The 26814-nt window shown below is 48.6% G+C and carries 26 protein-coding genes; 21 read left to right on the top strand and 5 right to left on the bottom strand.

Annotated features, from left to right (window positions below):
* Window positions 1-17: 17 nt before the first annotated feature.
* The 14 genes from LOS79_RS17105 to LOS79_RS17040 all read left to right on the top strand — a co-directional run bounded on the left by LOS79_RS17105 (window position 18) and on the right by LOS79_RS17040 (window position 15480).
* Window positions 18-2666 (top strand): glycosylhydrolase-like jelly roll fold domain-containing protein, encoded by a 2649-nt coding sequence (locus LOS79_RS17105; protein ID WP_315411203.1) that lies wholly within the window; start codon window positions 18-20, stop codon window positions 2664-2666.
* 320 nt (window positions 2667-2986) lie between these two features.
* Window positions 2987-3868, top strand: coding sequence for an ABC transporter permease (locus tag LOS79_RS17100; RefSeq protein ID WP_315411201.1), 882 nt, complete (start codon window positions 2987-2989; stop codon window positions 3866-3868).
* Window position 3869: 1 nt separating this feature from the next.
* Window positions 3870-4739: a carbohydrate ABC transporter permease gene (locus LOS79_RS17095; RefSeq protein WP_315411199.1), complete on the top strand. Its 870-nt coding sequence runs from the start codon at window positions 3870-3872 to the stop codon at window positions 4737-4739.
* Window positions 4740-4762: 23 nt separating this feature from the next.
* Window positions 4763-6307 (top strand): DUF5597 domain-containing protein, encoded by a 1545-nt coding sequence (locus LOS79_RS17090; protein ID WP_315411197.1) that lies wholly within the window; start codon window positions 4763-4765, stop codon window positions 6305-6307.
* Between the two features lie 10 nt (window positions 6308-6317).
* Window positions 6318-8042, top strand: a complete 1725-nt coding sequence (locus LOS79_RS17085; protein WP_315411195.1) for a family 43 glycosylhydrolase — start codon at window positions 6318-6320, stop codon at window positions 8040-8042.
* Window positions 8043-8131: 89 nt separating this feature from the next.
* The gene (locus LOS79_RS17080) at window positions 8132-9748 is read left to right on the top strand and encodes a type 2 periplasmic-binding domain-containing protein (protein WP_315411193.1); all 1617 of its coding nucleotides are present in this window, start codon (window positions 8132-8134) and stop codon (window positions 9746-9748) included.
* Window positions 9749-9878: 130 nt separating this feature from the next.
* Window positions 9879-10808: a cysteine synthase A gene (gene cysK / locus LOS79_RS17075; RefSeq protein WP_315411191.1), complete on the top strand. Its 930-nt coding sequence runs from the start codon at window positions 9879-9881 to the stop codon at window positions 10806-10808.
* 212 nt (window positions 10809-11020) lie between these two features.
* Window positions 11021-11470, top strand: a complete 450-nt coding sequence (locus LOS79_RS17070) for a hypothetical protein (protein ID WP_315411189.1) — start codon at window positions 11021-11023, stop codon at window positions 11468-11470.
* Window positions 11449-12384 (top strand): sensor histidine kinase, encoded by a 936-nt coding sequence (locus LOS79_RS17065; RefSeq protein WP_315411187.1) that lies wholly within the window; start codon window positions 11449-11451, stop codon window positions 12382-12384. Before LOS79_RS17070 ends, LOS79_RS17065 begins: the two co-directional genes overlap by 22 nt.
* A gap of 1 nt (window position 12385) precedes the next feature.
* The gene (locus LOS79_RS17060) at window positions 12386-13120 is read left to right on the top strand and encodes a LytR/AlgR family response regulator transcription factor (protein ID WP_315411185.1); all 735 of its coding nucleotides are present in this window, start codon (window positions 12386-12388) and stop codon (window positions 13118-13120) included.
* A gap of 171 nt (window positions 13121-13291) precedes the next feature.
* A complete protein-coding gene (locus tag LOS79_RS17055) occupies window positions 13292-14185 on the top strand; it encodes an ATP-binding cassette domain-containing protein (protein ID WP_315411183.1) in 894 nt (297 codons plus the stop codon).
* A complete protein-coding gene (locus LOS79_RS17050) occupies window positions 14182-14904 on the top strand; it encodes a hypothetical protein (RefSeq protein WP_315411181.1) in 723 nt (240 codons plus the stop codon). The genes LOS79_RS17055 and LOS79_RS17050 overlap by 4 nt, the downstream gene beginning before the upstream one ends.
* Window positions 14905-14913: 9 nt before the next feature.
* Window positions 14914-15147 carry a hypothetical protein gene (locus LOS79_RS17045; protein ID WP_315411179.1) on the top strand — a complete coding sequence of 78 codons (234 nt, stop codon included), beginning with the start codon at window positions 14914-14916 and terminating at the stop codon, window positions 15145-15147.
* Window positions 15148-15162: 15 nt separating this feature from the next.
* Window positions 15163-15480, top strand: a complete 318-nt coding sequence (locus LOS79_RS17040; protein WP_315411177.1) for a DUF4097 family beta strand repeat-containing protein — start codon at window positions 15163-15165, stop codon at window positions 15478-15480.
* A gap of 38 nt (window positions 15481-15518) precedes the next feature.
* On the opposite strand, the gene LOS79_RS17035 is transcribed toward LOS79_RS17040, so the two are convergent.
* A complete protein-coding gene (locus tag LOS79_RS17035; protein ID WP_315411175.1) occupies window positions 15519-15656 on the bottom strand; it encodes a hypothetical protein in 138 nt (45 codons plus the stop codon).
* Between the two features lie 397 nt (window positions 15657-16053).
* Between LOS79_RS17035 and LOS79_RS17030 the strand changes: the two genes are divergently transcribed.
* Complete coding sequence (locus LOS79_RS17030; RefSeq protein WP_315411173.1) at window positions 16054-17472, top strand: MFS transporter; 1419 nt, start codon at window positions 16054-16056, stop codon at window positions 17470-17472.
* Window positions 17473-17531: 59 nt separating this feature from the next.
* Here the strand turns inward: LOS79_RS17030 and LOS79_RS17025 are convergent, their stop codons facing one another.
* Window positions 17532-18713: a helix-turn-helix domain-containing protein gene (locus tag LOS79_RS17025; protein ID WP_315411172.1), complete on the bottom strand. Its 1182-nt coding sequence runs from the start codon at window positions 18711-18713 to the stop codon at window positions 17532-17534.
* Window positions 18714-18946: 233 nt separating this feature from the next.
* On the opposite strand from LOS79_RS17025, the gene LOS79_RS17020 reads away from it, so the two are divergent.
* The 4 genes from LOS79_RS17020 to LOS79_RS17005 are packed head-to-tail and all read left to right on the top strand — an operon-like array spanning window position 18947 to window position 22895.
* Complete coding sequence (locus tag LOS79_RS17020) at window positions 18947-19840, top strand: sugar phosphate isomerase/epimerase family protein (RefSeq protein WP_315411170.1); 894 nt, start codon at window positions 18947-18949, stop codon at window positions 19838-19840.
* Window positions 19837-20997: a Gfo/Idh/MocA family protein gene (locus LOS79_RS17015; protein WP_315411168.1), complete on the top strand. Its 1161-nt coding sequence runs from the start codon at window positions 19837-19839 to the stop codon at window positions 20995-20997. The genes LOS79_RS17020 and LOS79_RS17015 overlap by 4 nt, the downstream gene beginning before the upstream one ends.
* Window positions 20998-21027: 30 nt before the next feature.
* Window positions 21028-22026, top strand: coding sequence for a Gfo/Idh/MocA family protein (locus LOS79_RS17010; RefSeq protein WP_315411166.1), 999 nt, complete (start codon window positions 21028-21030; stop codon window positions 22024-22026).
* Window positions 22027-22037: 11 nt separating this feature from the next.
* Window positions 22038-22895, top strand: coding sequence for a sugar phosphate isomerase/epimerase family protein (locus LOS79_RS17005; protein WP_315411164.1), 858 nt, complete (start codon window positions 22038-22040; stop codon window positions 22893-22895).
* A 127-nt stretch (window positions 22896-23022) separates the two neighbouring features.
* Here the strand turns inward: LOS79_RS17005 and LOS79_RS17000 are convergent, their stop codons facing one another.
* Window positions 23023-23853 carry a helix-turn-helix domain-containing protein gene (locus LOS79_RS17000; RefSeq protein WP_315411162.1) on the bottom strand — a complete coding sequence of 277 codons (831 nt, stop codon included), beginning with the start codon at window positions 23851-23853 and terminating at the stop codon, window positions 23023-23025.
* A 269-nt stretch (window positions 23854-24122) separates the two neighbouring features.
* Here LOS79_RS17000 and LOS79_RS16995 point away from each other — a divergent pair, with 269 nt between their 5' ends.
* A complete protein-coding gene (locus tag LOS79_RS16995; RefSeq protein ID WP_315411160.1) occupies window positions 24123-24773 on the top strand; it encodes a YczE/YyaS/YitT family protein in 651 nt (216 codons plus the stop codon).
* A 79-nt stretch (window positions 24774-24852) separates the two neighbouring features.
* Here the strand turns inward: LOS79_RS16995 and LOS79_RS16990 are convergent, their stop codons facing one another.
* Entirely contained in the window at window positions 24853-25191 is a 339-nt protein-coding gene (locus LOS79_RS16990; RefSeq protein WP_315411158.1) for a winged helix-turn-helix transcriptional regulator, read from the bottom strand.
* A gap of 140 nt (window positions 25192-25331) precedes the next feature.
* Between LOS79_RS16990 and LOS79_RS16985 the strand changes: the two genes are divergently transcribed.
* Window positions 25332-26252 carry a DsbA family protein gene (locus LOS79_RS16985; RefSeq protein WP_315411156.1) on the top strand — a complete coding sequence of 307 codons (921 nt, stop codon included), beginning with the start codon at window positions 25332-25334 and terminating at the stop codon, window positions 26250-26252.
* A 46-nt stretch (window positions 26253-26298) separates the two neighbouring features.
* Here the strand turns inward: LOS79_RS16985 and LOS79_RS16980 are convergent, their stop codons facing one another.
* Window positions 26299-26724: a MerR family transcriptional regulator gene (locus tag LOS79_RS16980; RefSeq protein WP_315411155.1), complete on the bottom strand. Its 426-nt coding sequence runs from the start codon at window positions 26722-26724 to the stop codon at window positions 26299-26301.
* Window positions 26725-26814 lie beyond the last annotated feature (90 nt).

Here is a 26814-nt window from a genome sequence, read left to right as displayed (position 1 = left end):
CAGAAGGGTGGTTCAACATGAATATCCGGCTTCAAGAAATACTTGAAGGTACAGAAGCAAATTATTTACTTCCTTTTCTATGGCAGCAAGGGGAAGAGGAGCATGTTATCCGGCAGGAAATAGCCCGGGTTAATGAAGCAGGTATCGGTGCTGTTTGTATTGAGGCCCGGCCGCATCCGGATTTTCTCGGTCCAAAGTGGTGGAAGGATATGGACATTATTCTGGATGAAGCCCGCAGCAGGGGGATGAAGGTCTGGATTCTGGATGACGATCACTTCCCGACCGGACATGCCGCGGGGAAAGTCACGGAGGCGCCGGAAGAGCTTCAACGGTTATTCCTGGGTGAACGTTATATTGATACGATCGGTCCGGCGGAAGGGACGTCGCTTCTGCTGGACACCTTGCTGATGAGCGGCATGCGGCCGACCTACTCGACGACTGACTATGCAACAGGTATGAATAAACTGGTGTCAGTAATTGCGGTCCGCCGCGACCCGCACGATGGAACATTGCTCTCTGAAAGTATTGATATAACAGACCATGCTGAGGACGGGATTCTGTATTGGGATATCCCTGAAGGCTACTGGCGGATTTTTATTGTCTCAGAGAATAGGAGCGGCGGCAGCAAGAGCCAGGAGGATTATCTGAATCCGCTGGACCGCGATTCCGTGCGCATCCTGCTGGATACGGTGTACGAGGCTTTTTATGAGCGGTATAAGGATGAGTTCGGGAAGACAATCGCCGGCTTCTTCTCGGATGAACCCGGCTTCTATAATGATACGGCGACCTTTGATTTTGAATCGAAGCCCGGAAAGAAGGGGGTAGTGCTTCCATGGAGCCGGGAAATGCCGGCTCTGCTTGAACAGGCGCTTGGCGAAGACTACCGTAAAGAGCTGTATCTCCTGTGGTATGAAGCGGGGGAACGGGCAGACCATATAAGATACACCTATATGAATATTGTCAGCAAACTGTATGCAGAGCATTTCTGCAGCCAAATCGGAGACTGGTGCCGGGCGCGCGGGGTAGAATACATCGGGCATGTGCTCGAAGACAACAACGTGCATGCCAGACTCGGCTCAGGTGCCGGGCATTTCTACCGTTCATTGTGGGGGCAAGACATGTCAGGTATTGATGTAGTGCTGTGGCAGATTGTACCCGGGTTCGATGAGCTTCCATTCCGCATGGTGCCGAGGGAAACAGACAGCGAATTTTTCCACTATGGGCTGGCTAAGCTGGGGGTGTCCCTGGGGCATATTGATCCCAAGAAGCAAGGCCGGACAATGTGTGAGGTATACGGTGCTTATGGCTGGGCTGAAGGCTTGAAGCTGATGAAATGGCTCACGGATCATATGCTCGTACGCGGAGTGAATTATTTCGTGCCGCATGCCTTCTCGCAGAAGAAATTTCCGGATCCGGACTGCCCGCCGCATATGTATGCCAGCGGTGAGAATCCGCAATTCCGGTACTACAAAGGGTTAAATCAGTACATGAACCGGATCAGTCACCTGATTAGCGGCGGCAGACATGTGGCGACCGCGGCCGTCCTGTATCACGCCGAGGCAGAGTGGTCGGGTGCCGCGATGTACTTCCATAAGCCTGTGAAGCAGCTGATGCAGCATCAGATTGACTGCGACGTGCTTCCCGTTGATGCTCTGCTCGATATGGCTAGCGTAATAAACGGCAAGCTGCATGTGACGAACGAGGACTACAGCTGCTTAATTGTGCCTTATGCAGAAGCACTTCCGGCAGCCATGCTCCGGCGTTTGGCTGAGTTTGCCGGTCAAGGGCTGGAGATCCGCTTTGTGGACGGCCTGCCAGCCCGGGCAAGTGAAGGCGTGGAGGATACAGCCGAACTGTCACGGCTTGCTGATAACCAGTCTGTGCAGGTTGTTGCGCTGGGAGATCTGGCGGAGGCGCTGCTGTCTGATGGATACTATGATGTTAAAGCCGGCCAGTATGAGCCGTATCTGCGGAACTACCACTATGTCCATGATGAGCTGGATGTCTTTATGTTCTTTAATGAGCATCCGTACCAGACGATCTGCACGGCAATCGCTCTGCCTGTTCAAGGGGAATTATATGCCTATGACGCCTTCTTGAACCGGTTGACGCTTTTAAGTACTCGCAATGGGGCTGACGGACTGGAAGTAGAGCTTGTGCTTAGTCCCTATGAGTCCGTTCTTATTCTCCATGGGCCGGGCATTGCAGGCAAGGCCGTTCCGGCCATAGGCCAAGCGGAATCAGAGCTTGTGCTCGGAGGGGAGTGGAACGTCTCTATTGCTGAAGCCAAGCAATACCCGAGGTTCACGGAATGGGGGCAGCTGACGTCACTGCACAATATGAGCAGGCCGGATTATCTGCCCCGGTTCTCCGGCACCTTCCGCTATGAGACGGAATTTGCTTGGAATAAGGCTGCTTCACCGGCTGTCATAGACCTGGGCGGTGTTCATGAAACAGCAGAGGTATGGATTAACGGAAGCCGGGCCGGTGTGCGCATTTGTCCGCCTTACCGCATGGAGATCGAGCCAGGCCTTCTGAAGCAAGGGACCAACAGGCTGGTGGTTGAAGTTACGAATACGCTCGTGAAGAGAGAGAGGGATTTCTTATCGGCATTTGCCCAGCAGGACCCAAGCGGGCTTCTTGGCCCAGTCCGGATTTTAAGTTAATAAATTAGTAGAAAGAAGTATGAGCCATCCCTGAACAGAGGATCATTCTGTCCAGAATGGCTCTTATTAAGTTTAATTCCTATAACAAGGATTATTATTCATGTTTATATAAAAATTTTCCGATGAAAGCGTTTTATACAAACTATAAAATGACCTTGTATTTACTTAAAAATGCCCCTTTGAGCTGTCTTCCGGGCTCCCGTATAGTGAGCTTATCAAATACAAATACATTCATAAAGCTGGAGGGAAACGATGTGGGGAGCGTTAATTTACATCGAACGAAAGTTCAAAAAAACAAAAGTTTAGCGAAGAGTTCTGCAATGAAAAATTTATGGCCGCTGTACGTGATGGCTATTCCCGGTATGTTATTTCTAATCGTATTCAAATACATTCCATTGTTCGGAACCGTAATCGCTTTCAAGGACTATTCCGTATTCAAAGGATTTCTGGACAGCCCGTGGGTAGGGTTTAAGCATTTTCAGAGCCTGCTCCACTACCCTGATTTCATCCGGGTCTTCGGGAACACGCTTATCCTTGGCCTGCTGAAGATCGTACTGGTCTTTCCGATTCCGGTCTTATTTGCACTCATGATTAATGAAATCCGTAAATCTGTGGTCAAGAAAAGCGTGCAGACCGCACTCTACATTCCGCATTTTCTGTCCTGGGTCATCGTTTCCGGTATCGTGTTTGATCTTTTCTCGATTAACGGATTCTTCAATATCATCCTTGGCTGGTTTGGCCATGAACCAATCCTCGCTATGCAGGACAGTGCGTTCTTTCGTCCGATCTATGTGCTGACCTCTATCTGGAGAGATGCAGGCTGGGGAACCATTGTCTATATGGCAGCCATCAGCGCCATTGACCCGCAGCTGTATGAATCCGCGATGATTGACGGTGCGTCCCGTTTCAGACAGATCCGGCATATTACGTTCCCGCTGCTTCTCCCTACGGTGGTGGTGCTTCTGTTACTGGATATCGGTAATTTCATGGAGCTTGGCTTTGATCAGGTGTTTAACCTGCTGACGCCAATGACGTACAGCGTGGGAGATATCCTGGATACCTATGTATTCCGAACCGGTATTCAGCAGGCACAGTACAGCTTTGCAACAGCAGTAGGGATATTCCAGTCCGTAATCGGCTTCACCCTGGTTTATACCTTCAACAAAATTTCGAATAAAGTGTCAGATGGAGGGCTGTGGTAAGATGTACGAATCTAAAGGAGATAAACTGTTTACAGCGGTAATTACGGCGGCGTTACTGGTCTTGGCGGTCATTGCACTGGTTCCTCTGTTGTCTGTTCTGGCTACCTCATTCAGCTCAAAGCGGGTTGTAGATCTGAACTTGGTAACGCTTTGGCCGAAGGAGTTCACCTTTGCTTCCTGGGGTTATATTGTGGACCGTCTGGACCTGTGGAAATCATTCTTTCTGACCTTTGGCTCAACGCTGATCGGAACGGTGCTGGCTCTCTTGATGACAGCCTTACTTGCTTACCCGCTCTCAAAGCCTGAGTTCCGCTGGGGTTCCGTACTGATGATCGGCGTTGTGATTGCAATGATCTTTAAAGCGCCAATCATTCCTTACTTTCTGACGGTGCGGGGCATCGGCTTATATAATAATCCGTTAGTGTTAATTGTGCCTCATATTCTTAATCCGTTTAACCTGATTATTATGAGAACCTTCTTCAAGCAGTTCCCGAAAGAGCTGGAGGAGGCGGCCTTCCTGGAAGGCAGCGGATATTTCCGGATGCTGTTCCAGTTCGTGCTTCCCTTGTCAAAAGCCGTGTTAGCTACGTTAGCCTTGTTCTACGGGGTGGTGTTATGGAATCAGTTCCAGCATCCGCTGCTCTTCATTCAGAATCCGGATCTCTTCCCGCTGCAGATGAAAATCCGCCAGTTCATTACGGATGAGAATGCGCTTGTCCCGGGTATCGCTTCATCCGTTAACCTCATGTATAACGAGAGAACGCTGCGGGCGGCAACGGTTATCTTTGCAATTACACCAATCATTATTGTGTATCCGTTCCTGCAGAAATATTTCGTCAAAGGGGCCATGATTGGCTCGGTTAAAGGCTGAGCAGCCAGAGAGGAGAAGCCGGTATGCAATCTATACCTTATCTTGAACGTGATAATCAAGGGCTTACGACCCTTTGGGTAGACGGGAAACCGTTCGTTGCCCTGGGCGGAGAGATTCATAATTCCAGCGCTTCGTCTTTAACTTATATGGCGGAACAGGTCTGGCCTTCCTTAAGGGGCTTGCATTTAAATACGCTGATCGTCCCGATATACTGGGAGCAGCTTGAGCCTGTGCAGCATCAGTTCGATTACTCCCTGGTTGACGGAATCATTGAACAAGCCCGGGAGGAGCAGGTGCGGCTTGTCTTCCTGTGGTTCGGACTGTGGAAGAACGGAGTTTCCTCCTATGTGCCGGAATGGGTGAAACGGGATTATACGACCTATTTCCGGGCCTGCTACAAAGGTGATATTCCTTCTACTACGATCTCTCCATTATGCGAGGCTGCTGTTGCAGCAGATGCAAAGGCTTTCACAAGCCTGATGAAGCATCTGAAGGATGTTGACGGGGAGCAGAATACAGTTATTATGGTGCAGGTTGAGAACGAAATCGGTTTTTTGGCAAGCGCCCGGGACTATTCTGCCCTGGCAGAAGCCGGGTTCGCCGGAGAGGTTCCGCCACTGATAAGCGGGGCCTATGCCCGGACCGGCACATGGAGCGAGGTGTTTGGAGAAGAGGCCGACGAATCCTTCATGGCCTACCATTACGCTTGTGCGGTAGAGCAAATCGCAAGCTCAGGTGCCAAGGAATATCCGTTGCCGCTGTTTGTGAATGCCTGGCTGGAGCAGTTCCCGAAGCGTCCGGGAGCCTATCCCAGCGGCGGGCCGGTTGCGAAGATGATGAAGATCTGGAAGCTTGCAGCGCCTTCCATAGCCCTGTACGCCCCGGACATTTATCTGCCTGACTTTGCCGGAATATGCGCGGAATATACAGCAGGCGGGAATCCGCTGTTCATTCCTGAGGCGCGCAGAGATCTTGATTCAGCAGCCAATGTATTCTATGCGGTCGGTAAACATAACGCATTATGCTTTGCCCCGTTTGGTATCGAAGACTTCCTTAAAGAGCCTGCGGATGGAGACAGCGGTGCTGATGCTGCTCTGCTTCTGACTCTCAACATAGACAAATCAGGTTTCACTTTGAATGGCACCGGTCCTTTCCTTGCTGACAGCTATCGCCTGCTGGGGAGCATGATCCATACTATCAGCGGGTATAGAGGCACCGGTTGTATGAGAGGCTTCCTGCAGAATCATGAACGGGGAACGATCCTGCCCTTTGCCGGCTACGATATCCAAATTACGTACCAGCGCAAGGAAGAGCGTCAGCCTGTCTCGGGCGGGCTTGTAATCCAGACCGCGGAGGATGAGTTCATTATAGCCGGAATGCGGTTTACCGCAGAATGGCTCCCGAAACGCGGCGAGCAGGCAATGGCGGATTATATCCGCATCGAAGAGGGAATGTTTGTTAACGATGTGTGGTGTATGAGCAGAGTACTGAACGGTGATGAAGCCAGCAGAATCTCAGTCAAGAGCAAGCCCGCAGCGCTGAAAGTTAAAATGTATAAATACAAATGAGGGAATTCTGATGAAATATGTCTGCAATCCGGTCAATATGGACTACAAATATCAGTTCATTGATTACCACAAGCGGAGTATAGCCAGAGAAGCGGCGGACCCGTCATTGATTCTGTTCAAGGATAAATATTATCTGTTCCCTTCAATGACAGCGGGATTCCTTGCCAGCGATGATCTGGTACACTGGGCATTCCATCCCCTGAAAGGTGTACCGGTGCATGACTATGCTCCGGATGTACGGGGAGCCGGGGAATACATCTACTTCTCGGCCTCCTCCAAAAGTAAAAATTGCTCCTTCTACAGAACTAAAGATCCTGTTCAGGGTGAATTCGAAGAGATTCCCGGATCATTCCCTTTCTGGGACCCGAATTTATTCATCGATGATGACGGCCGCATGTACTTCTACTGGGGCTGCGCCCAGATCACTCCTATCTATGGTGTGGAGCTGAACCCGGAGGATATGCAGCCGATTGGCCAACCAGCGGAACTTATATTTGGCCAGCCTAAGCTGCACGGATATGAAAGAGGCGGGGACAATCATACTTTCATGCGAACAGCAGACAACAAGAGTGATGTTGCGGATGAGCCGTATATCGAGGGGGCATGGATGGATAAATACAACGGCCGGTATTATCTGCAATACTCCAGTCCGGGCACGCAATACAATATCTATTCCGATGCTGTGTATATATCGGATCAGCCGCTGGGACCGTTCACTCCGGCCAAGAATAATCCCTATTCCTATAAACCGGGCGGATTCATCCCGGGCGCGGGCCACGGATCCACATTGCAGGACAAAGCCGGAAACTGGTGGCATACCTCAACGATGAGAGTCAGCGTGAATCATCCCTTTGAAAGACGGCTGGGGCTATGGCCGGCCGGCTTCGACCAGGACGGGGAGCTGTTCTGCAATCAGCGCTACGGGGACTGGCCTATGAAGATTACGGAGACTTCACTTGACCCATGGAGCAATCCGGAGTGGATGCTGCTCTCTTACGGCAAGCCGGCCAGGGCATCTTCTTCCGAGAAAGGCAAGGAAGCCTCCAGGGCTACAGATGAGAATGTTCAGAGCTGGTGGAAGGCGGCCTCGGACCAGCCGGGGGAATGGCTTGAGGTCGATCTGGAGCGTATCACTGATGTGCATGCGGTACAGATTAATTTTGCCGATGATCAATTGAATCATCCTGTTCCTGAAGGGGCAGAGCTGTTTGAAATCGGAGTCGTGAATAAGACGAAAAGGTATATTGATGACCGTAAGCATGTGACCCGGTGGCTTCTGGAAGGCTCGGTTGACGGAGCGGATTATTTCGTAATTGAAGATAAATTGCAAGCAGAATCTAATCTGCCGCATGACCTTGTGGTACACGAAGCGGGAATGAAGGTGCGCTACATCAGATGTACGGTTGAGGAGCTTCCCTTCCGGCAGAACGCCTGTATTTCCGGTCTGCGGATATTTGGACGCGGGGAAGGTGAACTGCCGGTCAAGCCGGAGGGAATTCAAACCAGGCTGCTTAGCGAACTGGATCTGGCCGTTACCTGGGAGAAGAGTACAGCTGTAGGACACAATGTGCTGTGGGGCTTCGCTCCGGATAAGCTGTATCACAGCTATACGGTTTTTGGGCAGAACAAGGCAGAGATCGGCGCTTTAATTAGAGGCCAGTCCCTATATGTCAGAGTGGATGCCTTTAATGAGCAGGGTATTACCGAAGGTGATGTATACGGAATCATAGAGTGATAGAAACCGAAGGTTAACTTAAGTGGCGGTTTTACGGCTCATAGAGCCTTAGAACATATACAACTATATTTTATAGGGGGAATTACGGCATGCTAAGCAAAAAGCTTGTCACATTAACAGCGGTTTGTGCTTTGAGTCTTACAGCTATCACTGGCTGTGGTAACAACAATAATTCTGCAGCACCGGCTCCAGAACCTGCCTCATCTTCAGCACCAGCCTCATCCGCTGATCCGTCTTCAACCGCAGCCCAGGACTATAAGAATGTTGATATTGAGGTGTGGGGTACCAATGTCGGCTTCAAGCCTATTGAAAAAGGCAGCCAGACGTATGAATTCATTAAAGAAAAGCTGGGGGTCGGCGTAATTAATCCCTATGTGGAATGGGGCGGCGGCACCAACTACTTAAATCAGCTGAACCTGAAAATTGCCTCCGGCGAAGTTCCTGACTTATTCCTGCCTTATGGCGGTAACGAGGACAGCTTGGCCAAAAACGGTGCTATTGCCGACCTGACCGAGCTTCTGCCGAAATATGCGCCTAATGTCTGGAACAATATCCCTGAGGATGTATGGAATGTCGTGAAAGCTAACGATCCTACCGGCCAGGGGAAAATCTATTATATCCCGCAGGTAGTGGATTACGGCAGATATGCCGGGTTGATCCGCCAGGACTGGCTGGACAAACTGGGCCTCCAGATGCCTAAGACTCAAGAAGAATATGTGAAGGTGCTTGAAGCATTCCGGGATCAGGACCCTAACGGAAACGGGCAAAAGGATGAGCAGCCGACCGGCGGCCGTCAAGAAGCACGCTGGATGGACCATCTGTTCGCAATGTATGGTGTAGCGATGTTCGAAGGTAATCCGGATTGGGATATCTATGACGGACAGCTGACGTATTCCGCAGTGACGCCTAATATGAGAGCATCCCTGGAGTTCATTGCCAAGCTGTATAAGGATGGATTAGTTGACCAGGAAGCTCTATTGAACGATAAAGCCAAATGGGACGGCAAGGTTTCAGGCGACAAGGTCGGAAACTACTTCCAGTGGACGGAGAAAACCAATCAGTATCTGGATGATATGAATAAGAACACCGGAGTAAAAGGGGAATTCTCTGTACTTCCTATCCTTGAAGTTCCAGGCTATGAAGGTTTCTACACGGCGAAAAGAAGAATTGATCCGCAATGGGTGGTCAAAGCGGGCAAGGATGAAACGAAGCTGTTGGCAACGTTGACCCTGCTGAATAACCTGTACGATAAAGATAACTGGAAAGACCTGTATCTGGGTGTGGAAGGAATGCACCATACAATCGTAGACGGAAAAGCAATTAAGCTGCCGGATGACAAGAGCACCCAGGAAAATGTGGGAATATTCAATCCTGCCTCCGCTCTGGCGACGCTTGATTTCACTGTCGATCTTCTGAAGAGCACAGCATCGTCAGATAATATGTGGTCTGTGGACCAGACCGTCAAAGATTTAGAAGATGCCCAGCAATACGTGAAGTCTATTGCCGGTGATGGCATGCCGTCCAGTGTATATGAGGGCTTCGCTGATATCCAGAACCGTACGCTGTATATTGAATACGCCACCAAGATTATCATCGGCCAGTATCCGATTGAGAAATTCGATGAATTCGTCGAGAAGTGGAATAAATCAGGCGGTGAAGAGGTTACCAAGCGGGCAAGAGAATGGTATGGGGCTGTAAAAAAATAACCGGTTAATGCCAAGCTGGAATTGTTCAACCGGAGATAAAGGTAAAACAAGGAATTGTGAAGCGTAATCCTCTATGATAACATTAAAACCATATTGAAAAAGTATGGATTAATGTCATGGAGGGATTTGAGTGGCTAGTATTCACCACAATCTTACGGATTTGATTGGCAATACCCCTTTACTGGCTTTATCAAGATACAGCCAGACCCAGGCGCTTGAAGCCAGCCTGATTGCCAAGCTGGAATATTTCAATCCTGCGGGGAGTGTGAAGGACCGCATCGGGTTTGCGATGATCAAGGATGCCGAAGAAAAGGGCTTAATTAATAAAGACTCTGTCATCATTGAACCGACAAGCGGCAATACCGGAATCGGGCTGGCGTTCGCCGCTGCTGCTCTTGGCTACAGGCTGATTATTACACTTCCGGAGGTGTTCAGCCTTGAACGCCGGAAGCTTCTGGTTGCCCTTGGGGCTGAGCTGGTGCTGACACCGGAAGCGGAAGGAATGAGAGGGGCGATTAGACGGGCGGAAGAAATTGCAGCAGAGACCCCAAACGCCTATATCCCGCAGCAATTCGAAAATCCTGCCAACCCGGAGGTCCACCGCAGAACTACTGCCGAGGAAATCTGGCGTGATACTGACGGTGAAGTGGACATTTTTGTTGCCGGTGTCGGCACGGGCGGTACGGTTTCAGGTGTCGGCCAAGTGCTGAAGGAGCGTAAAGCCCCGGTTCAGATTATCGCGGTCGAACCGTATGATTCGCCGGTGCTTTCCGGCGGATTGCCGGGTCCACACGGGATTCAAGGAATCGGCTCCGGCTTTATTCCGGAGAACTACAACAGCGAATTTGTGGATGAAGTGTTTAAGGTGAAGAATGAGGAGGCGCTCGCAACGGCACGCCTGCTGGCCAGAAGTGAAGGACTGCTCGTGGGCATTTCCTCCGGGGCAGCGGTATACGCGGCAACGCAAATTGCCAAGCGTCCCGGGAATAAAGGAAAGCAGATTGTTGTTCTCCTGGCGGATAGCGGCGAACGTTACTTGTCTACACCGCTATTTGATTAACGATACGAACTGTGACCCGCTAGCCGGAAACCTTGGCCTAGCGGGTTATTTGTTTTTTTATAATTGGATGACACTAACCGTATTTCCGACCCATTTCATACAATCCTTCAAAAAACATAAGCAAGTAATACCCAAAGAGTTCCGGAAAGCGAAGCGCAGCAGTTATAATCAATAGAGAGAGATTGGAGAACTGAAGCCGGGAGAAAAGTATTATGCACATACTGGAGAATTTACTGCTAACAATTGTATTTTACGGGGTGTCCGCGTTCGGCCAGCTCTATCTTGTGGACAGGCTGCTGCAGCTCAGAATGGGCCTGGTGCAATATATGTCCTGCTGGTTAATCGTCATGCTGCTGTTCAATGTTCCCCTGTTCCTGTCCTGGGATCATCCGGTGTTAACGGCATATCTGCTGCAGGTCATTGCTGTGGCTGTTGTGGCGCTTGGAAGATCACGGGGATCATTAATACAAAGTGCGGGAGCATCGGGCATAGCCTTTATTATCGTATACATAGTGTTTAAAACATTCTTCATCACAGGCAGTACTACCACATTTAATTCGCTGTTATCGCCGGAAAAGTATGATTCGCAGACGCTAATGATCTCACTGGCCGGTGATGCCTTTCTGCTGGCGGTTTGTTCATGCTGCGCCGGAAGCAGCTGAGCTTATGGTTTGACCGGATCTATAGTGTGAGAAGGGGCGGTATTCTAACCACTTTGTTTGTGGCAGTCTTTATTCTCGTCTGGCTTAAAATAATGCAATACCTGTCTGTGCAGTTTCAGGCCGAGACAGAGGACTTTGAGCAGCTCTACTTATTGTCGTTTGTGACGATTATCGGCAGTGTGATCTTCCTGCTGTTATTAATGACAATTTATTACCGTAACGAAGTGAAGAATGAGCAGATCCGGCGGCAGGCGTTCATGCTCCAGCAGCAGCAGGCCTATATCGGCAGCCTGGAGCAGCTGCAGCAGGAGGTCCGCAGCTTCCGGCATGATTATAAGAATATAATCGCCAGTCTCTATGCCACGGCTGATGAGCATAAGGTGCATGAGACGCTCGGCTTCATTGCGGGGCATATTCTGAACCTGGAGCATAATCTTGAGCAGAGTATTCAGGAAACGACCCATTTGAGCCGGGTCAAGCTGGATGAAGTCAAAGGCCTGCTGCTGGCCAAGTTATCCCAAGCCAAGCATGCCCGGGTGGACTTCACGCTGGAAGCCGTGAAGGACGTCTCTGACCTTTATATGGAGATAACCGATTTCATCCGTTGCCTGGGTATTCTGCTCGATAATGCAATTGAAGCGGCTGCGGGGAGAAGTGACGGGTTCATAAGGGTGGCACTGATTCAGGATGAAGGCAGGTTCGTGCTGATTGTGCGGAATAATTATGCTAACGCACCTTCGGTGAGTGAGATCTGGAAGAATGGATATTCGACCAAGGGAGACAACCGGGGGATTGGACTGCACAGCTACCGGACCATTGTAAACAGATACGCTAATGTTGTAACCGAGACAGGCATAGAGGACGGGTGTTTCGTGCAAATCTTGAAATCTTACCAAGAGAGGAGTGGGCGTTAAGGTGCTGCCTGTCTATGTATGCGAGGATGATCCGGCGGCGAGAACGCATGTTGCGGATGTAATTGAGAAATATATACTGATTGAGAGCCTGGATATGAGGCTGCAGCCGGCTACGGCTAATCCGCAGGACATTCTGGAAGGAATTACGAAGGAGCGGACGAGGGGAATCTATTTTCTCGATATCGATCTGTCCGCTGACATGAACGGCTTTGATCTGGCGAAAGAGATCAGAAGGATAGATGCCCGGGGATTCATTATATTCATAACCACACATGGTGAGCTGGCGTTTGAAACCTTCAAATATAAGATCGAAGCTATGGACTATATCCTCAAAGACGAGCCACAGCAAATCCCTTCGAGAATCAGGCAATGCCTGATGAGCATTAATGAGCGCATGCTTACCGGCGACCGCGGGGAGACGGAATATTTCACGATCCGGCAGCCGGATGAAATCCGCTACATGAAGCTGGATGACATTATTTATTTCGAGACGTCTGCCGCGAAGCACAAGGTCCTTCTGGTCACGGAGCACAGTTGCCTGGAGTTTTTTGATAACCTGAAAAGCATCGAAGAACGGGTGGGCGGCAGCTTCATCCGCTGTCACCGCTCCTTCCTGATTCATAAACGCCATATTGTCACGGTCAATTATAAAGATTCCACTGTACTTATGACGAACGGGAAACAATGCCTGCTGTCGAGAAGCGGTAAAAAAGAACTGTTAACGATGTACCAATAAAATAACGAAAATGGCAAAGACGCTCCTCATTTCCTTAACTGGAATGGGGAGCTTGTCATGTCAAACAGGAAATGAAATGGACCGTTCAGGAAAAACCGCGAATCAACCGCCGCGATTGTCTTATGATCACTTCAGCAGGAACAAGACAAACCAAACGGAGTGATACAAAAGATGAAAGATATTATGCTGAAGACAAGCAGGCTCTCCAAAAAATATAAAGAAGCCCATGTGCTGCGTGATATAGATATGACGATTTATAAAGGGGATATTTACGGTCTGATTGGTAAAAATGGTGCCGGGAAAACAACCTTTATCCGCATCTTGAGCACACTCATTACGCCAAGCTCCGGAGAGTTTCGCTTTTCCGGCCCGGAGGTGAAGGTAGCTGCTGTGATTGAAAGCCCGGCGTTATATATGGATATGACAGCAGAGGAGAATCTGAAATACAGCAGTATACAGAAGAATTGTTACAGCCGGGACAAGATCGCGGATACATTAGCCTTCATCGGCCTGGAGCATACGCAGCGCAAGCAGGTAAAGGACTTCTCCCTCGGCATGAAGCAGCGGCTGGGAATCGGCCTGGCGATTCTGGATGCACCGGATTTTCTGATCCTGGATGAGCCGGTTAACGGGCTGGACCCCATGGGGATTATTGAAATCAGGCAGATGATTACCAAGATTAATCAGGAGCTGGGCACAACGCTGCTGATCTCCAGCCACTTTCTGGCCGAGCTTGCACTGGTTGCTACGAGATATGGTGTTCTGCATGAAGGCGCATTAATTCAGGAATTCTCAAACGAAGATCTGCAGAAGGAGCTAACCGGCTACCGTCTGCTGGAAACTTCGGATAATAACGCGGCCATAGCTTTAATTCAGGGTAACATTACAGGCAGCGTGCAGCTTAAGGACAGATACCTCGAATTCACAGCCTCAGATGAAATCTGTATCCGGATCAGCAATGCCTTGCTGGAGGCGGGAATTTCCATATACCGGTTTCTGTACCAGCAGACAGAGCTGGAAGACTATTTCCTGCAGGTAGTAGGCGGACAGAAGGTGGCCCTATGAAGCTGTTATTGAAGGCGGATATTTACCGGGTATGGAAGAACAAGCGGCTGCTGCTCATTACGCTGGCAGTCATATGTATAGCTGCTGTACTCGTCAAGACAGCGGGAGAACAGACTCCGGTTGCAGTGATATTGCAGGGGATGAAAAGCGGAACGCTTGTATTGCCGGTGATGTTCATACCCGTGTACCTGTTCACCTGGCAGACCGATTTCACAAGCCGCACGGTTAATAATGTACTGGTCTCAGGGGTTTCGCGTAAATGCTATTTCGCCGGCAAATTAATCTTAACGTATATACTCGGCACTGTATTTGTAGTAGCGTACAGCTGTACAATTTGCCTCACTGCATATCTGCTGTTAGGTGCTTATGACCCGGGAGAAGTAATCCTGCCTCTGATTCTGCAAACGATCCTGTATGAGATCGTGCTGTCGCTCGGATTCATGATTTATACACTGATGCGTGCAGCAGCCCTGCCGACAGCGTTATATTTACTGCTCGTCCTTCTGGGTGAGAATCTGCTGAGTCTTCTTATGCATCAATTGAATCTGGATGCGGGAAGGTTGTCACCGTATTGGTTATTCCGGAACTTGTCCAGGGTGCTGGGCATTGCTGAATTAAGCCGTCCGGACTGGATTCAGATGGCTATAGGCGGAGTAGTAATCTGGCTTGTGACTGTGGCCTGGAGCTGGATCAGCTTCGCGGGCGAAGAACTGAAATAAGGAGGCATAATGATGCGTAAACGGGCCAAGGTAATAGTCATACTGCTTATGCTGGCGGCTGTAGGTGTTGTAATCATGGGCTACACTAATGAGAAGACGGTCCAGGTGGAGCGAAGCTGGAGTCTGACTGGACAGGAAGCTTCGGCAATTGTGGTCAAAGGCCTCAGTCAGGCAATAGATATTCATATTATGGCGGGCGGCAGTCCGGAGAACAGGGTAGAAGTAAAAGGGAGCCTGCCGTAATCCTTTGCCCGGACAATGGAGCAGATCATGCCGGATGCCGCGGGGCTGACCGTCTCCTTCGTCTCTGATCTCGGCTTCAGTGTCGCTAAATTTAACGACGCCCAATTAACAATGAATATATATCTGGCCGATATGAGTACACTGAGCCGGCTCGTAATTCAATCGAACCGCGGAGATGTGCGGCTGTACGTGCCCGAAGCCTTCGAGCGGAAGTATCAGCTGCTGACCAATAACGGGACGGTGACCGGACCCGGGCAGGAATATGATGCTCCTGGAACTGTGAAGATTGAGCTGGGATCGGGGGATATTGAGGTTATTGAAGGCAGTCTATGAAGAAAGTAGCGGCAATGACTGACTCCGTGACATGTTATTCACTGCCGGTTGCCCTGCGCTTGCACCACCGTATCCTGCCCCGCCTGCCCGTTATGGGTCAGGGGAAGGTAAAGACAGGTAATCAGGATATAACCCAATGTTGCGAATAAAGCTATGGCAAACAGCCATTTTTTCATAGTGTGAAGCCCCCTTAGCCGTGTTTTCATACTTAGCTTAGAGGAAACTCTTTAAGAAGAATGTATGGTAATTCTTAAATATTTATAAAATTTCTAAAGGCCCGAATCCTAATTTAATAGGATCCGGGTCTTGTTTAGTGATCGGTCACAACTTATTAATGTGTATTTTACGATAATCTGCAAAATATTACGAGTAAAGAAAAGCGTTTTCAATTAAGCTCGGTATAGAAAACGTTGCTACTGCCAGATGCAAAAAAAGGATGAAAAGAGAGGTGAAGTATGCCTTGAATCTGAGATGAGTCCGTTTGTACTCCAAGTTATAAAATTCGTCAAACAACGGATAATCTAAACAATTAAGTGAATTACAACTCTAATTAAAATCTCGGGGGGATTATGAATGGGTCAACATGCCGGTCTGGAAACTGTAAATCAAACAGCAGCAAGCCCGCTTAAACCAGTAAGAAAGTTTGGTCTGCGGGACAAACTGGGGTATATGTTCGGGGATTTCGGAAATGACTTTTTCTTTATTCTTGTAAGCTCTTTCTTAATGGTATTTTATACTGACGTCTATGGACTGAGTGCAGCGTTCGTCGGCAGTTTGTTCCTGGTTGCCAGATTATGGGATGCGGTGGCGGATGTCACCTGGGGACGGTTCATTGATTCGAGAAAGGCTGGAGCGCACGGGAAATTCAAACCCTGGATTCTCAGAATGTCTTTCCCGCTCGTAATTTCAGGGATATTGATGTTTATTCATCTGCCGGGCATGACTAATGGTTTCTATGAGGCTTACGCATATGTAACTTATATTCTATGGGGAACGCTGTATAGCACGGTTAATATTCCATATGGATCCATGGCCTCGGTAATTACGAATGACCCTGTTGAGCGCACAACCTTGTCGACGTTCAGAACACTGGGTGGATCACTGGCTGGTCTGCTTATTAATGTTGTGGGACCGCTCATTATCTTTGTGGATAACAAAGCAGTAGCGAACCGCTTCATTCTTGCAGCTGTCGTCTTCGGTATTTTATCCATTGCCTGTTACATAGCCTGCTATAAGTTATCGACAGAACGGGTCGTTCAGACAGAAACGCAGCGGGAAAAGGTTAAATTAAGCGCAACCCTAAAGGGATTGGCCAGGAATAAGCCTCTCATGTGGATTCTGGTGGCCTCGCTGACCTTCCTGATGTGCTTCATGCTGGTAGGTACGATCAATGTATACTTGTTCAAAAATTACTTTAAGAGCACCACAGCGTTAAGCCTGGTAGGTTTCATTCAGCCGGCTGCCGTTTTCTTGGCGACACCGCTGATTAAGCCGCTTGTAGCCAGATTCGGCAAGAAAGAGACCGCGTCCATGGGCATACTGCTGGCTGCAGTAATGTACGGCTTGCTATATATACTGTCTGATCTTCATGTAAACGCTTTTATAGGAATTCTGGCCATAGCCATGTTTGGATACGGATTCTTTAACCTTATTATTTGGGCATTTGTAACGGATGTAATTGACTATCATGAATATTTGACCGGGCTGCGCGAGGATGGAACCATCTACTCCATCTATTCCTTCTCGCGGAAGGTAGGGCAGGCGATTGCCGGCGGTCTTGGCGGCTTTGCTCTTGCTTATGTCGGGTACAATTCCAAGCTGGATGTCCAAACTTCCGGCACGCTGAGCGGAATTCATACCTTGGCGACTTTAGTGCCGGCGGTGATCATGTTCGTGATCTTCCTGATTGTAATGTTCCTTTATCCGCTCAATAAGAAACGTACGCTGCAATTGGCTGCCGATCTGGCAGAAAAAAGAAATTCAATCCAATAATTCAGGTGTGAACAACAAAAAGGCTTGCGAATCTGAGAACTCAGACGGCAAGCCTTATTTTATTCCGGTTTGCGGAATTTGCTGGGTGTACAGCCTTTTAACTGTTTGAATATTTTCGTGAAATAATTGACATCGCTAAAGCCGACCATCTGGGCAATATCGGTAATCGACATATATTCATTTTGCAGGAGCGGAACAGCTTCTTCTATTCTCAGCTTGTTGATGTATGCCGTGATCGGTTCTCCGGTTTCCCGCTTAAACTGTCTGGAAAGCTCATAAGGACTTGTATGAACGGCCCGGGCGATGGTTTCGAGCTTCAGCTCCTGGTCAATATACAGCCGGATATACTCAATGGTCCGTTTGATGAGCGGGCTCCAGTTAATTAAGCTGAGCTTTCTTACCGCAGCACAATATTCCGCGTACATGTTTTGCTGAAGGTCGAGCAGCTGCTGAATGGACAGAGTCTTTTCAATTTGTATAGCGAATTTCTCGGAAATGCTGTCAATATATAACGGATGGACTCCCCCTTTTTCTGCCGATTTCCGCAGCAGCGTATTCAGGACAAATGCCAGGTTCTTGCGGGAACGCAGCGGATTATTGGGAATGCGGTCAGGGATTTTACTGGTGATGAGATTAATCTCGCTTCCAATCAGCTGAATTTTCTCGATGCTGCCCGTTTCGACAGCTGCCAGAAGCTTGTTCTCCGTGACATAATTCTGTTCGATCAGCGCTATGGCTTCTTCCGTAGCCTTTTGTTTAAGCGTATCCGGGAGAATTACGTACTGATTCTGGATGTTATAGGTGACAGCCCCCTCGAAATCATATTTATTCCTGTCATCAAAGTGTGAAGCGAGATAGGCGAGAAAATCGGCAAGCTGATGCGCCTTCTCCTTACTGAGCAAAGGCAGGGAATGATAATGCTGCTCCAGCATCGGCGCAAGCCCGATCGGCATCTGATGATTAAAGATGAGTTCATTCATCGCATCAGCGGAAAGCACCTCAAGCAGGAACGGGCCAACACTAATGCGTCCGAGATAACGGCCTGCGTGGAGCAAGTAGGCACAAATAAAATGCATACGGAAGGGGGTGGAGTGAAACAGGATTTTAGTATCAGAACTAGGCGGGGCAAGGGGCAGGCTCTCCAGCAATTTCCCGATATACGGCTGTAAAGGACCCGGTGTCTGACTGCGGATGGACTGCCATTCAATTCCGGTATCGGCACCGGTGAAAACGGTATTCATACGTGAAAACTCACAAGCAAATCCAAACAGCTTCTTCAGCTCATCTTCCCTTGTAAACATTACGCGTCCTCCAGATGAATGATTTTCAATCATGTGCGCAGCTTTATTATTGTTGATTTTACGATAATTTGCAAAATATTACGAGTGTAAAAAAGCGGTTTCAATTAAGATGGGATTAGAGAGCAGGATTAACCAATAATCCATTAATGAAGAAACGTGAGGTGTGCTATGTTTTGAAGCAAACAATCGAAATCTCCGGCTTCTCTGATGAAATTTCGGCTGATTTCAATACTCAGCTTGAAGTGGTTGCCAATTTGGGAATGAACTACATATCACTCCGCGGCATCGACGGCAGAAATGTAGGCGACTTTACAGCAGAAGAGATTCAAGAGAGTGTATTGCCCAGACTCAGAGCAGCAGGAATCGGTGTATCCTCGATCGGCTCGCCGATAGGCAAAATCTTTGTTCAGGACGAAGAAGGTTTCCGCAAACAACAGGAAATGCTTATCAGAATGTGCGGGATCAGCCGTCTGCTGAATTGTAAGTACATTCGTATTTTCAGCTTCTATATACCAAAAGGCCAGAATCCGGACGGCTACCGGGATGAAGTGATAGCAAAGATTAAGATTCTGGCCGCTATCGCGGAGCAATATGGTGTAGTTTTGCTGCATGAGAATGAAAAGGACATTTACGGAGACATTTCCAGGCGCTGCAAAGAGATACTGGCAGAGGTAAATTCGCCGCACTTTAAAGCTATCTTCGACTTCGCCAATTTTGTGCAATGCGGGGAAGATACGCAGGCCTGCTACAATCTGCTCAAAGAGGACATCGCCTATATCCATATTAAGGATGCGTTAAGTACAGATCATGAGAATGTGCTGTGCGGTACAGGTGAAGGTCAGATTCCGTCCATTCTGGCTCAGGCGATTCACAGCGGTTATACCGGCTTCTTGACACTGGAGCCGCACCTGGTATTGTTTGATTCGCTTAAGGATCTGGAGCTGGAAGCAGCGGAGAACGTGATCAAGGATAACAAGGGACTGGATGGAGCCGGTGGTTATAAGCTGCAATATGAGGCTTTAACAGCAATACTCAAACAAATCGAAAGCGGGGCAACCGTATTATGAAAACAGTAAAAATGGGCATTATCGGTGTTGGTGCGCAGGGCGGATCTTACGCGGAATTTCTGGCCGCAGGCAAAGTAAAACAGATGGAGCTTGGGGCAATCTGCGATATTGATCCTGCCAAAAAACAGTGGGCGGCTGAGAAGTATCCGGATGTTCCCTTCTATGACAATTACATCGAAATGCTGGAAAGCGGCGATGTGGATGCGATTGTAACTTGTGTGCCGCATTATCTTCATCCCGAGATGGGCATTGAAGCGCTGAGAAGAAATATTCATGCCCTGGTAGAGAAACCTGCCGGCGTATATACGAAGCAGGTTAAGGAGCTTAATGAATTCGCGGCTGCCAAACCAGAGCTGACCTTTGGTATCATGTTCAATCAACGGACCAATCCGCTATATCAACAGTTGAAGAAATGGGTCGATAGCGGGGAAATCGGGAATATCCGCCGGACCAACTGGATTATCACAAGCTGGTGGAGACCTCAGGGATATTATGACCAAAGCGCATGGAGAGCTACCTGGGGCGGCGAAGGCGGAGGAGTTCTCGTGAACCAGGCTCCGCATCAGATTGATCTGCTGCAATGGATCTGCGGAATGCCCAAGAAGGTATATTCCAATGTCAAATACGGCTTCCAGCGGGATATAGCTGTTGAAGATGAAGTAACCGCTATGTTCGACTACGGCAACGGGGCAACCGGTGTATTCATTACCTGCACACATGACGTAATGGGCACAGACCGCTTCGAAATTCTTGGCGACAAAGGCAAAATTGTGGTCGAAGACAGCAAGAAGGTGACCATTAAGAGATTGCTTACGCCTGAAGCGGAGATGAGCAAGAATATGGGCTGGGCTGATGTGCTGAAAATCTTCATGGGCGGAGATCAATCGGATGTATATACGGAAGAAGTGATTGAGTTCGAGAGTGTATGGGGAGGCCAGCACATCGCGGTCATGGACAATTTCGCCGCTAATATAATTGACGGCACTCCGCTGCTGGCTCCGGGAAGCGACGGTATTCATGGTGTGACTCTGGCCAATGCCATTCATCTGTCCAGCTGGCTGGGCCGCGAGGTGGAGCTTCCGCTGGATGAAGAATTGTTCCTGTCTGAGCTGAACCAGCGGATTGAAGAAGAGAAGCAGCAGCCTGTCCAGGCATAATAGGGGCAGGCCGCATACAGAGGTGACAGGATGTTAAGAGCAGCAGTAATTGGGCTTGGTGATGTAGCCCCTATTCACATTGCAGCTATAGAGGCGAATCCGGATATTGTGCTTGCTGCCGTATGCGATATTGATCAGGCGAAGGCAACTATAGTCCCCGGCGTTCCATTCTATACAGATTATATGAAGATGCTGGAGACGGAAACGCTGGACTGTGTACATATCTGTCTGCCTCATTATCTGCATTATCCGGTAACGAAAGCTTGCGCCGCCTCAGGAATTCACGTATTCCAAGAGAAGCCGCTGGCCTTAAATGCAGCAGAAGCCCGGTCTTTCATTGCGCTGGAAGCGGAGAACAGACAGGTAAAGATCGGGATCTGCCTGCAGAACCGGTTCAATGAGACTTTTGAACGGCTGCAGCAAATTGTCGCAGGAGGACAATACGGAGCTGTTAAGGGAGTCAAAGGGATTGTTGCCTGGGCCCGGCCCAAGGATTACTATACCGTCAAGCCCTGGCGCGGCCTTATGGAGCAGGCAGGCGGCGGAGTGATGATTAACCAGGCCATTCATGTCCTCGATCAGCTGCAGCTGCTGGGCGGCGAGATCGCATCTATCCGCGGTTCTGTTGATCAGCTCCTTGATTACGGCACTGAAGTAGAGGATACGGTATCAGCCCATATCCGGTTCAAGGGCGGAGTTACAGGGATCTTTTGGGCTACTAATGCCTATGCCGAGAATTCAAGCGTTGAGATTGAAGTGATCCTGGAGCAGGCCAGATTCAGGATCAAGGATAATATTTTATGGAAAATAAATGAAGACGGACCGGCGGAGCATTGGGTGGAGGACAGCAGGCTGCCCGGGTCCAAATTCTATTACGGCGCGGGGCACATCAAGCTTGTTCGCAAGTTCTATCAGTGTATTCAGGCGGATTCCCAGGATTATGTCCATGTCCAAGACGCTGCCGTACCGATGCTTATGATTGACGCTATCCGTACTTCTTCTGAACTTAAAACGGAGATCTATTTATAGGAGGAACAGAGATGACACAAGGGAAAATCGGCGTGCAAATGTTCAATTTGAAGAATAAGATAGCGGAAATCGGGATCTACGAGACATTCAGAAGCCTGAAAGACCTCGGCTTTAGCTGCGTTGAGGTCACTCAGATTGAAATGAGCCAGGATAATGTTGCCGAGCTGCACAGAGCAAGTACGGCATTCGGCATAACCATCGCCTCTGTAAGTGCCCCGCTCGATACTATGCCCGGTATGCCCGGCGAGTCATTGGCGCAGGATTTTGATAAAATCATAAAAGACTGCAAGCAGCTGGATTGCCGTATTGTACGCATTGGGATGATGCCGATTCAACTGATGGGCGATAAAGATAAGGCTATGGCCTATATCCAGGATGCGGAAGCTATGGCTGAACGGCTGGCTGAGCACGGTATCGAGCTCTATTACCATAATCATCATATTGAATTTGAGAAATACGATGAGAAGTTCCTGCTTGATATTATGCGGGAAAATACGGCGAAGCTCGGTTTTGAGCTGGATGTGCACTGGGTACACCGCGGAGGCGCGAACCCTATTGAGGTCATTGAACGCTTTGCGGGCAGAATTTCGCTGCTGCATCTGAAGGATTACCGGATCGGCCGTATGGAGACAACGGAAGCAGACTTCAAAGACATGAGCAAGTTCATGTATAAATTTACGGATATTATTGAATTTGCTGAGCTGGGCCAGGGCAGTCTGGATATTAAAGGCATTATGGAAGCAGGAACTGCGAGCGGCGTAAAATATTTCCTGATTGAGCAGGACAATACGTATGGCCGTGATCCGTTTGATTGTTTGCAGGAATCTGCGGACTACTTGAGACAGCTTGGTTATGCGGACTGGTTCTAGTATCGAGTTGGACTTATCAAAATCATATCGTTGTACCTGGATAACAGCCAATCGCCCTGTAAGTATAATCTTACAGGGCGATTGTTGTACGTTAATGGGATAGCACGGATTCTGCCTGGCAAAAAGATTAGTCTACTGAGCGTATCTTCTGCGCGATCAACTTAGTCATAGCATGCTTATGGGGAATGCCTGATGAATTACAGTCGAAGATATCCTCCGAGCTATCTTTAATCAGCCAATCATGATATTTCGTGAGCAGCTCACCAGAGAGCCACTTATGAGCATTTGGTTCCTTTTCAGGGGGAGGCGCGATAAATGGTTTATGTACAAATACGTTAAAGACATGCAGGCCGTTATCATTTGTAAACTGCTTATAATTATTGAATATTTCTTGGCGGAATTCTGATTTAATGTAGTTCAGGACCCCGCTTGAGAAGATAATATCATAGTGAGTGCTCAACCGGTAATCCAAAATATCTGCTTTGAACACATTAACAGAAACACCAGCTTGATCAGCAAGCCTTTTCGTTTTGTCAATTCCTGCATCCGAAACATCTAATGCACTAACCTCATACCCGTTGCGTGCGAAAAACACAGCGTCCTTTCCTTCGCCGCAGCCAATGTCTAGTAATCTTAAAGGTTTTGTGGGAGGCATAAGCTGAAGCACCTGATAACATACTTTATTAGGTTGAGTACCCCAGTAATACTCATGAGTTTTATAAACCTCTTCATAGATAGTGATCGGCCGGTCCTGCGATGCATAACCAAGCAGCTTATCGATGCTTACCTCTAATGCTCTTGATAATTGAGGCAATAGCGAGATGTCGGGCAATGACTGGGCATTCTCCCACTTAGATACCGCTTGATAAGAAAGTCCTAGTATTTGTGCGAGTTCTTCTTGTGTGAACCCTTTCTCTTTGCGGTAAATATTGATGTTTCGCGCTAATGTATCTTTCATGGGTAACGATCACGCTCCTTATTATATTCTGATTTTATCTATACTTTTCGGGATGAACAATAACTTCATGTTTGATTTTTTATAATACTCAACTAACGGTTGATACCTGTTAATGACCTTGCCGGCTGGATGGAAGCTCCTTAAGCGATGAACTTCACACTGTGGAATTAATAGCAGACAGCAGGATAATTCCGGTTATAATGGAACTGGGCATTAAAGTAAGTTCAACACTATAATATAAGCATAGGATGGGCCGGATGAAGGGGTATATGGAGAGGTTAGATTCGAAACGATTGATCATTATGGTGCTCGGCAATATATTTTTAGGGATGGGCATCAGTATTTTTAAGTTATCCGGCTTGGGGAATGATCCTTTTAGCGGCATGGTCATGGCTCTTGCAGATTTGACCGGGATCAGCTATGCGAATTTTCTTATCCTGGTAAATGTAGTTTTGTTTGTGGCTGAATTCATCACCGGTCGGAAATTTATCGGCGCCGGAACGTTCGTCAATGCGATTCTCCTCGGGTACATAGCTACTTTCTTCCATAGTACTTGGATCAGTCTGCTTGGCGAACCTCAGCTGCTCTGGCAGCAGGTTATTACCGTCGCGATTGGTGTAGTGGTATGCAGCTTCGGGGTATCGTTGTATCAGACATCGGATGTCGGGGTAGCGCCGTATGACAGCCTGTCTCTGATTATGAGAGCAAAGTTTCCGCGCATCTCTTATTTCTGGCACCGGATGTTAACAGATGCGCTCTGCGCTCTAATCTGCTTCCTGGCAGGAGGCATCATCGGGCTGGGCACGCTGGCAACGGTCTTCGGCCTGGGGCCGATCATTCATTTCTTTAATGTGAATTTCACGAACAAGCTGCTCGGAAAAGATAGCCGAGGCGCGAAGAGTGCCCCCGCTTCATTGTAAGCTGTAGTACATAATAAGGTATCCCGGACTGCTAATCTTAGCGGGCCGGGATACCTTATTTGCTTTTGACGCGACCCAATCACTCCTTCTCAAGCGAATGAATGTTCCGCTCGCCCCAGGCCACGATTGACGCAATGAGCGGAACCAGCTCCCGGCCGGAAGGGGACAGGGAGTATTCAACCCGGGGAGGCACCTCGTTATATTGCTCCCGGTGAATAATTCCGTAGTTAATGAGATCCTTCAGGCAGTTGGTTAAGGTCGTACCCGTGATGCCCGGGAGTCTTCTCTTAAGCTCGTTGTAACGGATAGCTTCTTCTTCACTCAGATAAGCAAGAATCGGCAAATTCCATTTCCCGCTGATGACATGAAAAGCAAAGGTGGCCGGACAAAGCTGTTCCAGATTAAAAATATATTTCATTATGAATTCTCCTTAGGTATAAAATATATACTAGGTATTAAAAACAATCATACTTGTTAGAAGTTACATACTAAATATAATTATACTATAGAGCAAGCATCAACGAAAATAACGGAAAGCTAAAAGGAGTGCAGAAGAATATGAATGATTCTAATAATATGGTGTGCGATCTTGCGACCGGCATATGCGGTGCTGCAGATGAAGAGAGTATACAAGCGGTTGACTTGAATGAGGCAGAGAAGAAGGTGACGTTATACTATGCTACAGATCCGATCTGCTCGCATTGCTGGGCGCTGGAGCCGGTCCTGAACCGGCTAATCCGGGAGTACGGCCAGTATTTTGAGGTGAAAGTATTAATGGGAGGATTACTAGCCGGCTGGCAAGGGTTCTCGGACGGAGGAAATGGGATTCAGAAGCCGGCGGATGTCGCCGGTCACTGGAGAGAAGTAGGCGAGCATTCCCGCATGCCGATTGACGGTTCATTGTGGCATACTCATCCCATTCAATCCTCTTACCCGCCTTCCAGAGTGTATAAAGTGATTCAAAGCAGACATAAGGGCCGGGAGGCTGAGTTTTTGCGGCGGGCGCGTGAAGCGGTGTTTGCGTTTAATCAGAATATTGCGGAAGAGGAAGTGCTGGTGAAGCTCGTTGACTCCATCGGCTTGTATGGCCGGCAGATTGTGGAGGAGGCCGGCTCCGAAGCCGCCCAGGAGCTGCTTGAGCAGGATTTTGCCATGACTGCCCGTTTAGGGGTACGGGGCTTTCCCACAATAATTATGGTCAATGAAGAGAACAAAGGTGTGAAGCTTACAGGGGCAAGATCCCTTGAAGAATATAAGCAGGGACTTCAGCAGATCGTCGCGCAGGAGCTTAAGGCACGGAAATTACCGGTGTTATCCAATTTACTGAATGATGAACCAGTGCTTTTCGCCAAAGAGCTTGAGGTTATGTACGGTATAGACAAGGACGCTGTACAGGCATTTATCGAAGCTGAGCTGCCCGCAGGCTCCTACCGCTTGCAGTCTGTGATGGGCGAGATGTATGTTACGGCTCACCGCTGAAACGGCAGGTATACTCCCCGGATAAAATAATTAGTAGAGAGCTGTCTCAATGGCCATGCAGGACCGGCTGTTTGAGATGGCTTTTCCCTGTATGCACAGCTTCCGTTCCGCTCGTCAAAGCTGTCTTGTAGTATGAACATTTATAATCTATGACCTCCATCGTTTTCCGCAGCTCCTCCATTTGGGCTTCCACGCAGGCCTTCCGCTCCAGGAACATGTCATATCTTTGCTGCAGGGTGGAATCCCCCTCTGAGCACCATTCAATGAAGTTTTTGATCTCCTTAATCGGCATCCCCGAGGACTTCAGGCATTCAATGATTCTTAAGGCTTCCATATCGGATTCCTTGAAGACACGTTTTCCCCCGGGATTTCTTTCAATATGCGGTAAAAGCCCTTCCTTGTCATAGTAGCGCAGGGTATGCGGGGTCATGTTAAAGTGTTCGGCCGCTTCACTTATGGAATAGGTTTTCATTGTATGGCTCCTGTCTCTTCTGAATATTTGTGCTTGACTTAGAGTTAACTTTAAGTAATAACATAGGTTTTGTAAAGCCTGAGGCACAGA

The sequence above is a fragment of the Paenibacillus sp. MMS20-IR301 genome (genome assembly GCF_032302195.1).
GTDB lineage: Bacteria > Bacillota > Bacilli > Paenibacillales > Paenibacillaceae > Paenibacillus_AQ.
This window is presented reverse-complemented; position numbering and strand designations above follow the sequence as displayed.